Genomic DNA, 12,964 nt, shown 5'->3' with positions numbered 1-12,964 from the left:
TATAAGGTTACTAGCTCTTAAAAAAGGCCGGTTTTGTTATTATAGTAAGAAAAAATATGATAGACGGTAGTTTTGATTTCCAAAACCACCCGTCTATCATATTTTTTATGTAGCAGTAGCGACAAAAGTGCTGTCAAACACCAAGCGACTGTATCCATCTTTTTTCTTGAAACCGGCACTTAAAATAAAGACAAAATGGACTTATGATAATCTTGCTAAAGCGGTTTAACGAATATTAATACCTAAGGAGGCAAGAGAAAAATGGATATTAAACACAAAAAATATCCTGAAGAAAATTGTCTAACGAGACGTTCCTTTCTTAAAGCGGCGGGAGCAACAACGGTAGCGGTAGGAATGACACTGACAAACCCATGGCTAGGTTTAGGAAGTGCAGTAGCCCAAAAGAATGATCCCTCGGATTCCGCCGAGACATTAGTAAAGAGCTTTTGCCGGATGGGATGCAGTAATAGCTGTTTTCTCAATCTTCATATCAAAGATGGGAATATCATTAGAACTTCAATGGCCTCCTTACCTGATGAGCGCTACAACCGGATTTGTCTTAGAGGGCTTTCTCATGCCCAGAGAATATACCATCCGGACAGGCTCAAGTACCCAATGAAAAGAGTGGGTGAACGCGGTTCCGGAAAATGGGAACGTATTTCCTGGGATGAAGCTATGAACACGATAATTCCCAAATTCAAAAAGGTACGAGAGAAGTATGGTAAAGCTGCCCTAGCGATTACCAGTGGTTATGGTAATAATGCTAATCTTTCTGGAATATACGGGATTTACCGCCTCCAAAACAGTTTGGAAGCTACCTATGTTTTTGATGACGCAGATGCTGCCGGTGAATTTGGATACGCTAAACCTTTGGGGTTCGGCAAGGATTATATTCAAGGTAACGAATTTAGTGATTGTGTCAATGCCAAGACATACCTTTGTTGGGGAGCAAATCCGGCGGTAGCCTTTATCCAGGCTTGGCATTTTATTAGAGAAATGCAAGACAATGGCGGAAAACTCATCGTCATTGACCCCAACTTTACTGTTTCCGCGGCCAAGGCCGATCAATGGATTCCTATCCGTGCAGGTTCGGATGCTGCGTTGGCTAATGGCATGTCACATGTCATTATAAAAGAAAATCTTCATAATAAAGAATATTTGTTGAAGTATACGGTCGCGCCCTTCCTCGTCCGCGCGGATACCAAGGTTTTCCTGAGGCAGAGTGACCTTACCGGTGTAAAATCTTCGGAAAATGATCCCTACGTGGTTTGGGACAGCAAGTCCAATAAGGCCGATGTTCTTACTAAAGTAGATCACCCGGCGTTGGAAGGTTCCTTTACTGTCAATGGTATCAAAGTAAGCACCGCCTTCCAACTCCTTAAAGAGCTGCTGGCAGATTATTCACCCGAGGCTGTAGCCAAATTAACGGATATTAACCCCGAGGTGATTACCGACCTTGCCTATCAGTATGCCCTCAACACTCCTTCCAGTATCTTTTCGGGCTGGGGATTCAACCAGTATGATAACGGCACCATTCTTCCTCATGCCATAAGCGTACTTGCTGCCCTCACTGGAAATATTGCCAAGAAAGGCGCTTCCATCGGCCATTGGTGGAATTATTCCTATAATTTAAATACCGAGGGCTTCAGTACACCAACCGGAAAGACCGGACCGATGATTGATATCCTAAATCTCCCTGATATCATGGAAAGTGGAAATTATGCGGGTAAACCCTATCCTCTTAAAGCAATGTTTCTCGCCAGCGGAAACTACCTGTATAACTCGTCCGATACAAACCAGCTAAAAAAGGCCTTGGATAAGCTGGATCTGTTTGTAGTCGCTGATTATTGCATGACAGATACCACACATTATGCAGATATTATACTTCCGGCCGCGTTCTGGTTTGAAGTTGAAGAAATTATGGACTTTGGTACCAACCCGTTTGTGATGTATGCCAAAGGAGTCATTGATCCCCTTTATGATTCTAAGTCGGATACGGATATCTTTAGGCTATTGGCTAAAGGATTGGGAGTTGGCGAAATCTATCCGGATCATGATAGTGAGCTTGTCAAAGAGCTTATTGACTCTGATCAATGTAAAAAGATGGGGATTACTTTTGAAAGACTTGAGAAAGAGCAGGCAGTTCTTGGCACACCGCTCGGCTTTATACAGTATGAAGGGAACCATTTCCCGACAAAATCGGGTCGTCTGGAATTTTATGTAGAAGATACTTCTCCGCGTGTGGACTGGGGTCAGACGTTCAACAAGGACGACTATCATCTGCCCAAGTTTATACCGCCTAAAGAGGCCTGGCCGGAAAGTTCTGCCGCCAAGAAATATCCCTTGTCTGTTTATAATGGGAAAACAAATTTTATGGTCCATGGAGAGTACTATTATACCCCATGGCTACGCGAAATTGATCCAGAGCCAACCGTACGCTTAAACCCTATTGATGCCGCAGCGCGAGGGATTAAGACCCAGGATTATGTGGAAGTCTTCAATGACCGCGGCAGGGTTGTTGTTAAGTCCATTCTGAGCGAAGCTATTCGGCCGGGAATGCTTTGGTTGTCAAAGGGTTTTCAGCATTGGCAGTTCAAGGAAGGCTTTGGGATTAATGATCTGACAGATACTTACTCTAACCCATACCATTGCAATGCTTCGTTTTTTGATGTAATGGTTGAAATTCGAAAGAAATAGGGGGTGGTGGCATTATGGCAAAGAAAAGAATGGTTATGGTGATTGATGTAAAGCGCTGTTTAGGTTGTCATACTTGTGCGGTCGCTTGCAAATCAGGAAATTACTTGCCTAATAAGGTATGGTGGAACCGAATCTTAACGGTTGGAGGCAAAGATATGGATACTCCGGAAGGAGTTTTCCCCAACCTTAAAATGGGATTTTTACCGATATCCTGTCAGCATTGTGAAAATCCGGCTTGCGTTAAGGCCTGTCCGGTAGGGGCTACGTATAAACGTGAAGATGGTGTCGTTATGCAGGACTATGACCGTTGTATAGGATGCCAGTACTGTATCGCAGCTTGCCCTTATACCGAGGTACGCCAGTTCAATGTTAGTGAACCGGAATACTATCTTCCTATCACTAAAGATAAAATCGGGGCAAGTGCTCAGCAGAAGGGTACGGTTAGTAAATGCATTTTTTGTTTCACTCGACTTGATGACGGCAAGGTCCCCAATTGCATGGAATTATGCCCAGGGAGGGCACGTTATTTTGGAGACTTAAACGATCCTGCCAGTGAAGTCGCGAAGTTATTACAAAGTCGTCAGTATAATCAGTTGCTCGTCGAAAAAGGCACCAAGCCTTCAGTTTACTATTTAACTTAGGAGGTATGCATATGAGCAATCCTACTGTAATTCAGCCCAATATAAAGAAAAAACAAAATCTAAGAAATATTACCTGGACCGTTATCTTGTGTTTGGTTATCGTGGCCGGAATTGTCGCCTGGGGTTATTTAACTTTCAAGGGTACAACCGTAACTAACCTTAATAACATAAATCCATGGGGCGTCGATATTGCATCCTTTATGTTATTTATGAGCATATCGGCAGGTGCGTTGATAATTGCCTCATTACCGGGGGTCATGAATATCACCCGCTATCAATCCTATGCGAAAATTCCAGCTTTTATTGGCCTTGCGGCAAGTATAGGAGCGGGTGCGGCGATATTTATGCATTTAGGTAGACCGGAACGGTTTTGGCATATGATAGTTTATTTGCGTTTGGGTTCGCCTATGTCCTGGGATAGCTTGGTTATTGCCCTATTACTAATTATTTCCGCTATTTTCCTAAACAAATTAATTAAATTCGATCAAGGTAAAACGAGTAAAGATACTATTAAGAAACTGTCTTATTGTGCGCTTTTCGTAGGTCTACTAGAGGGGGGATCATCTTTTACCTATAGTTTGCAAGCCAGTCATACTTTTTGGAATTCACCCGCTCAACCAGTCGCATTTATTATTACGGCAATTATAGCCGGTACGGCGCTACTGACCGTCGTCTTGCTTTTGTTGAAGTCGCGCAATTACCTTACCGTTGATGATAAATTAAGCGAAGCGTTGGCTAAAATAACAGGAGTTTCACTAATCACCGAATTGATTTTTGTAATCAGTGAGATAATTACAGGAGCTTATCCCGGGACGATAGGAGGACTGGCTGATAACTCTGCCTTGTTTACCGGGGCGGCCTTACCCTACTTCCGGACAGAATTGGTTGTTGTAGTCGCAGCGATTGTTATATTTCTAACACCTTCTGTCAGACGCAATTCCATGATGCTTAGCATCGGAGGAGTTTTGGCTATTATAGGCGTATTCCTAAATAAACTGACCATGCTAGTGGTAGCTTTCTCAGCGGTAAACATTACAAATCCGGGCGCGCCCACGGGACCGCTGGCGATCACCGGAAGTTATGTGCCCAATATAGGTAAGGGGTATTTTCCATCATTAGTCGAATGCACTTTAGTATTAAGTATAGTAGCATTAGTGATACTCTTGCTGTTGCTTGGTTTTAAGTACTTGCCGTTACAGAATAAAGAAACCGTATAATTTCCTAAATAACAATAGCATGGTCATCATGACGCAAAGCATTATGGTGACCATGTATTTGAGGTGTTAATTATGAATAAGGGTATCGAAATAGCACAAGCCAAGTCAGACCTTTTTCAACTTTTATCAATTGCTTTTAGCTATCCGACCGAAGAACTCGCAAAAGGGTTGTTGGAAGGGTCTTTTCAGTCGGATCTCGATAGTTGCCTAAAAAGTGTGGCTAAAAATAATACCTTTTTTGAGGAGCCTTTAAAACACTTGTATAACTTTTGGGTCAATGACGAAAAAAGTAGTTATGGAGAAATACTTCGTGAAATGAGAATTGAATATACATGGCTATTTATCGGCCCCAAGAAGGCGGTTGTCTATCCTTATGAGTCGATGTACTGTGATTCTCCCAGTGAATGGGGCGATGTTTTATTAATGGTAGGGCCATCAGCAGAGGAAGTGAAAAGGGAATACAAAGATGTAAATTTTAAAGTTGGCTTAAATGATAAAGAACCACCGGATTTTATTGCAACGGAATTAGAATTTTTGATGAGCCTTTATTTTAAAGAGGCAAATAGCCTTGAAAATGGTAATGATGAAGAAGCAAAACAATGGCGTTTAATAGCCGAGAGCTTTATGATAAAACATCTCAACAAATGGGGTGAATTATTTTGCCGGGATGTTTATAAAAATACAAGACATCAATTCTATAAGAATTTGGCACAAATTGCGGAAGGTATTATTGAATCTGACAATAGGCGTTGAAGAAGAACCTTACCGCTTCGAAGGGGGATGTGCATTGTTCAAACAGAAATATAAAGGTTTATAGGGACGAATGTCGAATTCTAATGCAATAAGCAATAAAATGATGACAGTAGACAATCAAGCGGTTTTGGTTTTATTTTTCGTGAGAAAAATAGAAGTGGAGGCACCTTGATGAGGATAGAAGATCTAAGGTACTTTTTGGAAATCGAAAAGACCAAATCAATATCAAATGCCGCCAAAAGACTTTTTATCTCGCAGCAAGGACTGAGCAAGGCCTTGCATTGCTTAGAAGAAGAATTTCACGTAACCCTTTTTAACAGAAATACAAATTCCCTGATGTTAACGGCCGAAGGAAAAATATTTGCCGAGTCTGCCGGAAAAATGATCGATGAATATGAAAACCTTTGTTTAAAAATGTCCATGCTTTCTGCGGAAAAAAAGGAGTCAGAAGGTACGGAGTACAATATTTTTGCCACTCCCTATATTTTAAATTATCTGCTGGCAGATATTTATGAAGCCATTAGAGATAGTTTTCCCGATCTTAGTATTAACTTTTACGAAAAATCACCGGAAGAAATAATGATCAGTCTGCCGACAAACATCTCAAATACGATTTGCATCACCAACATACCCAGTTATATGCTCAATAATTTCAAACAAAGAACGGATACAGACTTAATTTTTACTTCTATCTTCCAAGCCACTCTCATGGCCAAAGTGTCCCCAAACTCCTTGCTGGCTCATAAAAAAATACTATTGCGCCAAGAGTTAAAACAACAGTCTCTCGCTATCCTCAGCGATGAAATGATAGTGGAATTACTTTCTTATATGCTGAATGACAGCGAATTAGCAAACGTGGTTATTAAAACTTTTAATCAACAAATCATCGACCACAAAATCTATGATGAAGAAATTGTGGGCTTTACCGACACTTATTTGGAAGCCAGTAAATATGCCAATTCCAATTTTGTTGCTATTCCCATTAAAGACAGCGTTACGATGTTTGTCGGCTTTATTTATTCTCGAAATAATCCCCCTTCTCATACTACCTTGGAATTAGCCGAATTTATTAATAGGAACTTTCCCGCAACGTAAGTCAACTAAACTTCAGAAACAAGTGCGATAGTTCCACCGGAACTATCGGGAGTCCAAACTCCGCCTGAAGTAAGTTTCCTTTATTACTTTCACTCATTAAAAAGGATCAGACCGCTCACTTTGCTTTATTCTTAGTCCAAATTTTTTAATGATCACTCTCAGTTTACAGTGTTCTTTGCAAAGACCACAGCCATCGCACTTTTCCTGAATGATTTCCGGTTTATTATCCGGATTTTTTATGATTGCCTTTTGCGGGCAGATTTTAAGACAAACCAGACAACCTTTACAGAGTTCTTGACGGATATAATATTTGCTAAATTTAATCATATCTAGACTCTCCAAAATCATACTTTTCGGATTGATTTATTGCCATTAAAAGGAGAAGGAGAAAGGGACAACCCAATGGAGATTGTCCCTCTTTTTGTTGCCCAACTCGAAATCCTTAAAAATATACATTCAAATCAACATCATACATGGGAAGTATCTTAACTTTTAAAGCTACTTTAAAAAATAAAATGGTCCAGGCAATGATCCCGATAACTGAGGCCATTGTTCCGATAAAGGCAAACAGTGCGGAGCCATTGACCGCTGAAATTATTAAACAAAGGGCGATAGCCAGCACACCGAAGATAACCCAGGTTACGAAGGTCGTCTTATAAGGTTCGGCTGTAGCTTGAACGGCTACACCATATTCCAGCGTTTTAAGCCGTTGAAGATAAAAATATTGCCCCAATGCGCAAAGGACGAACATCAATACCGCAGTAACTAATAAACCGGTTGGCACACTCCCTGTAAAAAATCCTGCAGCTACCATTGTTGCTAAGCTGCCTGCTTGGGCTGCTGTGAGCAGAAAAATGACCAGCACCCATCCGGTGTTCCAAGCGGGGCGAGCACTCAGCTTATATACCAAGCCAGTGCTGATCAAAAAAAGCAGGGATAGAATCACTGTGATAACTGAGGAAAATTTATTATTCAAACAACTAAAAGTTAAATGCTTCACAACTTCTTATAATGTTATTCATGGTTCCCCCACTTTAACGTGTATCCTGTTAACGTTTTATGAGATTCCATTCCAGGAGACAATCATATACTTTATCCGTTAACAGCTTGTCATGGTATTTTTCTTCCGAAAGGAGGTTCTTGTTAAATATTTCTTCATTTTCATTCATTTGTTTTAGAATCTGTGTTTTTCCTTGAGAAAGTTGTTGATCAGGGAGGCTTATCTAAAGTGTCCCTTTGTCAAGACAAAAATTTATAATTCGTGATGAACCTAGTATTTCCATATTTGGTAACTAATCTTTCGGTATTATCAACAATAAGATGCGCGCAGTATAAGAAATGACCCCATGCAGTCGTAGAGGTTGTGGTCAGTGTGGGCAAGTCAACCCCATAGCATAACCCTAAATTAGACTTGTCCAAAGCCTGGGGAAAAGCTCTTTTAATTTAGACCCCAAACAGCTTTTCCCTAGGCTGGCACTGTCCACAACCCTGGATCAGGTGTAATCATTGACTGTAGCAACTATAAGCTCACCGAAATATGGGGATAGTTTGCGCTATGGCCTTCAACATACTGTTAAGCTGCTGCCTTCTTGCCTCTATAAACCTCAGCCGGTGTATGATAGGCGTGTGCTTCATGCGGCCTTTCGTAATTGTATTCGCTAACATAGTCTTTAATTCCAGCTCTCAAGGCTCTGGGGTTTAGATATTCATAGGGATATATACGTTCGACTTTTAGGCTTCTAAACCAACGTTCAATAACGACATTGTCAACCCAACGTGCTTTGCCATCCATACTTTGTTTGATTTGATTATCCTTTAGGTACGTCGTGTACTCATCACTCGTAAATTGACTTCCTTGGTCACTGTTAATAATTTCCGGCTTGCCGTATTGATCGATAGCTTCTTGGACGGCGGCTAAGACCGGTGCTGTATCAAGCGTATCTGAAAGTTGCCAACCGACTATGTAACGGCTGTACCAGTCGATGATAGCGGTTAAATACATATGACCTTTGCCCATTCTGATATAGGTAATGTCGATCGACCAAACCTGATTGGTATGGTTAATTCCAAGGTTTCTCAGAAGGTAAGGATAGATTTTGTGCTGTAGATTTCGTTTTGACAAGTTAGGCTTGGGGTATACCGCATAAATGCCCATCTCGTCCATATACCGTTTAATTAGTTTACGCCCCACTAGAAGACCATCTTCTTTCTGCAGTTTTTTTCGTAGTTTTCTAACGCCCATATAAGGCATTTTAGTGTGCCAATAATCGATTCTATTTTTAATGGTATTTTCTCGGTCTTGATCCGGTTGTGCTACTGTGTAGTAAAAACTGGTTCTGTTAATTTCCAGAAACTCACATTGCTTTGTAACCGACAGTTTCTCATTTTTTGAAACCAGATTTAGTCTCCCAGTCGGGTCCGAGCACTTGAGCAGATTTTTTTTTAAGCCAGTCATTCTCAATCGTGAGTTGACCGACTTTAGCCATTAATTCATTTCGTTCTGCGTCGATGGCCCTTTCCTTAGCACGAATTTCTTTCTCCTGTTTGCTCTCTGCAAAAACCCTCGTTGCATTTTCCAAAAACTCCTTTTTCCAGTTCCGGAGTTGATTGGGACTCAAGTTATGTTCGTTTGCAAGCTCTCCAAGCGGTTTTTCTTCCCTCAACAGTGCTAATACGATTTTGGTCTTAAATTCAGGTGTGAATTGTCTTCTCTCCATTTTATGAACCTCTTTTTCCAGCAGTTTTCTGCTTTTATTATACAAGGTTCACTTAGTTTTAAAAAAGTTTGTCTGGTTTTATGGGTACATTATATATCTTTTCTTGTCTAATCACCTCATCAACAACAAGTTTTTCGAGAATGGTTCGCTCAGCCAGGGATTTACAGTCTGCGTAAGAGTAAGCATCTAAGTCTTGCAAAAACATAAAATTTGGACTCTTACCGAAGCTATTTCCAGAAATAATATTTTGTTTAGTTGTTTCAATGACCATTTCACAGACCTTATTTACTTCGTCTTGATCTAATTCATAGGTGGCATGAGCAATGATTCCATCCAAAACCGCTTTGAGGTTATCTTTACGAATAGATTGCAATGCGTTGGCAGTGATTACTTGACGCAATTTTGATTTCAAAGTGCTAACGCTACTGATCGTAGGATCAATTTTCCGAGCGATGTTATTGCTCATTTTGACTTTTTTAAAAGGTAAAACTTCATGAATCGTGCCCAGAAAATGTATTAGCTTTCCGGCAACTCGATCAACCGGATTATTAGGGGAAATAGTGATATCCATCTCAAAGTTTTCACCGGCTTTTTTCCCTATGGCATTTTTAAATTCCTTTAGAATTTTTGGATCGCCGATGGTATATTTAAAATTTGACATAAATAATTCCGGGACAGCTATTCCATCATACTGCGCGTTAATAGAGACAATAACTTCATCGCCTTTTTCAGCAGGTTTATTTTTCTTAGCCCACTGGTATGAAATATTGTTCAAGGCCTCTGTCACGGCAATATCTAAATCTGCATCAGTAAACATGGCCTCTGGGGTAATATTTAGTTCCTTATATTGTCCCAATTCAAATACATGCATTCTTCCTATCTCCGTTTCACTTATCCGCATTTAGTATAGTTTAACTGAATTATACTTATAAAAAATTAGTTCTTACAAACATTTGCATATTTTTTAATAAGAAACCAATAACCTTAAATTTCGCTATTTCAGCTGTCATTAACCAAATACTTTTAGCCCTCATGACCTACTGTTCTCTGATGCTGCTCTAATTTGAGGTTGAATACAAAAGAGACTTGCTGACTCTACAAAGGACGGTAACTGCCTTTCTCTTGGACCAGTTTTCTTATTGACAAATTCAAATACAGCTTAATGTAACGTTTTGATATTTGCGAAAATTAGTACTTACTAAAAGGGTTATATATTTTAAGCGTTATAATATAAACAGTGCATGTGGAAAAACTCACAAAGGGGGTGCAGAAATGTTTGACGTAGTTCTTATCTTTGTTGTCGGAATGCTTTTTTTAGCAGGTATTCTAGCATTAAGACCTTATGCAAACAAGGGGGATAAGAAAAAAACTATTCTTAACTGGTTTCTGTATGGTATTTGGTTTTTGATCACTTGTGTAGGCTTATCTTTCGTTGTACTTAATTCTCGGGTTGGTCATGTCAAAGCTACAAGTACGGGGGTTTTTCTCTTCTTTGGGTTATCTATCATAATTGGAGTATTATTAGCAAGGTTACTGGGATTTATAGGTAATAAACAGAAACAACAGAATCTTACAACTTAGGAGGTGAAAGGTAATGCCAAAATCTTCGAAACAGGGAAATGAACAGCAGGAACCGAAACTCCAAATGAGTCGACGTAATTTCTTAAAGGCAGGTACTGCTTCCTTTGCAGCTATGGGAATGATGGCTGCTCTTAAAGCAACTCCTGTCTCTGCGGCGGAAGCTGCGGAAGCTGCTACCGGCGCCAGTGCAGCTAACAATGGCGCAAAATCCAAATTGCATTCAGATGGAGACAGATATGGTGGAGCTTCGGTCAAGATAGCTCCGTATAATGATCAGTGGCTTGGTACCTCAAAACTTGTTGGTCAAGTGCAAAATTTCAATGAAGCGGATATGGGTTTTATGTTAGCTATGCGCGGTAAATTGGGTCCGTTAGCTAAAGACGGTGCCTTTAGAATCGTGGATAATCAGCCTTCCCAATATTTTGTAGAAAAATATCCAGTTTCCTATGCGGAACAGCATCTTTTGATGAATCAGCTGGCAGGTGAAGATGTTGTAGATGGAACCCCGGCTGCCAGGAAATTGCCAATTCCAGATCCTGAGCAAATGTCTCAGAACATAAAGGATCTAGCCTATTTCCTAAGAGCGGATGAGGTAGGAATCGGTAAGATGCCGCCTTATGCTTATTATTCGCATAAAGTATATGATAATATGGCTATATTGAAAGATGATGTAGAGGCAGCAGTTAAGCCCGTAACCGAGAGAATGCCATATGTCATCGTTGTTATGGTCGATCAGAACTTAAAAACAATGTTGGCTTCTACAGGATATGACTCCATCAGCGCTTCCCAGTCTATGCTAGGCTATCATTCGACGGCTGTTATTAGTATCATTATTGCGAACTATATTCGTCGTCTGGGTTATCATGCCAGAGCAAGCCATTTTTCTAATTATATAGCAGTTATGGATCCCTGCATCATCGCGGCTGGCCTTGGTGAATTATCAAGAACAGGTGATTGTACTGTTCACCCTCACTTAGGAATTCGCGAAAAATGTGCAGCAGTAACTACCGATTTACCATTGGCTCCAGATCAACCAATTGATTTCGGCCTCCAAGACTTTTGTCGGGTGTGCAAAAAATGTGCTGATAACTGTCCATCCGGCGCTATCACGCATGATACGGAACAAGTTGAGTATAATGGCTACCTTCGCTGGAACAGCGATATGAAAAAATGTGCAGTTTTTCGTACGACAAATGATGAAGGATCCTCTTGTGGTCGTTGTATGAAAGTATGTCCTTGGAGCTCAAAAGAAGATACATGGTTCCATACAGCCGGAACGTGGATAGGCAGCCGTGGCCAGGGTTCATCAAAGCTCCTTAAATCTATTGACGATATGTTTGGGTACGGTGATGAACAAATAGAAAGATATAAGTGGTGGCTGGAATGGCCGGAGTTACTTAAAAATTAAATGCCTTAAAATGGCCATCATGGACGTTGAGTTTAGGTTAAATTTCATAAAACACGGCTAGAGAAAATGAATCTATTTTCTCTAGCCGTTTAAACGTTATTATTCAATTGATTCAAAATAATATTACCTTTTATGCCGAAAATATATCCATGAACAAAGATACTTTGGAAGTGCTACAAGTTACCTCTCTAAGTCAAATATAGTATTACCTATCAAAATATGCAGTTTTATATTTTGAAATGAAAGGTGGTAATGATTTGGAAAAGGGAAAGATAGCTGAACCCCGATTGAATATACCTATTATTCCTATGTTCGACCCTATAGAAGAATTAAACATGTATACCTCTCTTGGAAGCAAACATTCGTTTGCAAAAGGAAGCGTGATTGTTTCGCCAGGCAATCCTTTTAACTATATCATTTTTGTGATATCGGGACAACTTGAAGTTAATCTAATATCGGCTAAGGGTACTGAAAAATTTATGTTCAAATTATACAAAAACAACATAGGAATGGCTTTATTCCAAGATGAGGATCATGAATTTCGAATCACTGCTACAGACAACAGCACTGTTTGTTTTTTTACTTTAGATGGAATGGTTGAAATATTATCACGGGATAATGTTCTCTTAAAAGATTTTTGCTTGAATCTTTTGCAAAAGGCTAATTACTTTATTATGCAATCTAGGGATTTATATCAAAGCCGTCCTTCTTCCAGGATGTAGCGAACTGAGTTCTTTGGCGGTAATGTGCCCATTGCCAATTTCATTTAATTATTAACTTTAGATTCACCGCCTTCAGCGGTTATTCTTTTTCTCGCAAATCTTTGCCGATGGCGGCAATCTTAATTCTAACCAA

The 12,964-nt window shown here is 40.1% G+C and carries 12 protein-coding genes and 1 pseudogene; 9 read left to right on the top strand and 4 right to left on the bottom strand.

Annotated elements, in window-relative coordinates; all coding sequences use genetic code 11:
* Nucleotides 1–261: 261 nt before the first annotated feature.
* The 5 genes from VB077_RS07920 (at nucleotide 262) to VB077_RS07900 (ending at nucleotide 6,403) form a co-directional block, all read left to right on the top strand.
* Nucleotides 262–2,697, top strand: coding sequence for a molybdopterin-dependent oxidoreductase (locus VB077_RS07920; protein ID WP_323414686.1), 2,436 nt, complete (start codon nucleotides 262–264; stop codon nucleotides 2,695–2,697).
* Between the two features lie 14 nt (nucleotides 2,698–2,711).
* The gene (locus VB077_RS07915; protein WP_323414685.1) at nucleotides 2,712–3,338 is read left to right on the top strand and encodes a 4Fe-4S dicluster domain-containing protein; all 627 of its coding nucleotides are present in this window, start codon (nucleotides 2,712–2,714) and stop codon (nucleotides 3,336–3,338) included.
* 11 nt (nucleotides 3,339–3,349) lie between these two features.
* Nucleotides 3,350–4,555 (top strand): NrfD/PsrC family molybdoenzyme membrane anchor subunit, encoded by a 1,206-nt coding sequence (gene nrfD / locus VB077_RS07910; protein WP_323414684.1) that lies wholly within the window; start codon nucleotides 3,350–3,352, stop codon nucleotides 4,553–4,555.
* A gap of 72 nt (nucleotides 4,556–4,627) precedes the next feature.
* The gene (locus VB077_RS07905; RefSeq protein WP_323414683.1) at nucleotides 4,628–5,308 is read left to right on the top strand and encodes a molecular chaperone TorD family protein; all 681 of its coding nucleotides are present in this window, start codon (nucleotides 4,628–4,630) and stop codon (nucleotides 5,306–5,308) included.
* A gap of 171 nt (nucleotides 5,309–5,479) precedes the next feature.
* Entirely contained in the window at nucleotides 5,480–6,403 is a 924-nt protein-coding gene (locus tag VB077_RS07900; protein ID WP_323414682.1) for a LysR family transcriptional regulator, read from the top strand.
* 96 nt (nucleotides 6,404–6,499) lie between these two features.
* Here VB077_RS07900 and VB077_RS07895 read toward each other — a convergent pair whose 3' ends face one another.
* From VB077_RS07895 to VB077_RS07880, 4 genes are all read right to left on the bottom strand, one after another.
* Nucleotides 6,500–6,730: a 4Fe-4S binding protein gene (locus tag VB077_RS07895; RefSeq protein WP_323414681.1), complete on the bottom strand. Its 231-nt coding sequence runs from the start codon at nucleotides 6,728–6,730 to the stop codon at nucleotides 6,500–6,502.
* Between the two features lie 115 nt (nucleotides 6,731–6,845).
* Complete coding sequence (locus tag VB077_RS07890) at nucleotides 6,846–7,403, bottom strand: hypothetical protein (RefSeq protein ID WP_323414680.1); 558 nt, start codon at nucleotides 7,401–7,403, stop codon at nucleotides 6,846–6,848.
* Nucleotides 7,404–7,976: 573 nt separating this feature from the next.
* Nucleotides 7,977–9,120 (bottom strand): IS3 family transposase gene (locus VB077_RS07885; protein WP_323414679.1). Its coding sequence is split into 2 segments (ribosomal slippage): nucleotides 7,977–8,849 and nucleotides 8,851–9,120, totalling 1,143 coding nucleotides; the frame shifts between segments, so codons are not numbered across the junction.
* A gap of 58 nt (nucleotides 9,121–9,178) precedes the next feature.
* Nucleotides 9,179–9,991: a trigger factor gene (locus VB077_RS07880; RefSeq protein WP_323414678.1), complete on the bottom strand. Its 813-nt coding sequence runs from the start codon at nucleotides 9,989–9,991 to the stop codon at nucleotides 9,179–9,181.
* Nucleotides 9,992–10,119: 128 nt separating this feature from the next.
* Between VB077_RS07880 and VB077_RS16595 the strand changes: the two are divergent.
* The 4 genes and pseudogenes from VB077_RS16595 to VB077_RS07865 all read left to right on the top strand — a co-directional run.
* Nucleotides 10,120–10,254: pseudogene (locus VB077_RS16595) on the top strand (IS4 family transposase); the annotation flags it as partial.
* A 138-nt stretch (nucleotides 10,255–10,392) separates the two neighbouring features.
* Nucleotides 10,393–10,701 (top strand): dehalogenase, encoded by a 309-nt coding sequence (locus VB077_RS07875; RefSeq protein ID WP_323414677.1) that lies wholly within the window; start codon nucleotides 10,393–10,395, stop codon nucleotides 10,699–10,701.
* A 13-nt stretch (nucleotides 10,702–10,714) separates the two neighbouring features.
* A complete protein-coding gene (locus tag VB077_RS07870) occupies nucleotides 10,715–12,109 on the top strand; it encodes a reductive dehalogenase (protein WP_323414676.1) in 1,395 nt (464 codons plus the stop codon).
* A 257-nt stretch (nucleotides 12,110–12,366) separates the two neighbouring features.
* Nucleotides 12,367–12,831 carry a cyclic nucleotide-binding domain-containing protein gene (locus tag VB077_RS07865; protein WP_323414675.1) on the top strand — a complete coding sequence of 155 codons (465 nt, stop codon included), beginning with the start codon at nucleotides 12,367–12,369 and terminating at the stop codon, nucleotides 12,829–12,831.
* Nucleotides 12,832–12,964 lie beyond the last annotated feature (133 nt).

The organism is Desulfitobacterium sp. (assembly GCF_034927245.1).
GTDB lineage: Bacteria > Bacillota > Desulfitobacteriia > Desulfitobacteriales > Desulfitobacteriaceae > Desulfitobacterium_A.
This window is presented reverse-complemented; position numbering and strand designations above follow the sequence as displayed.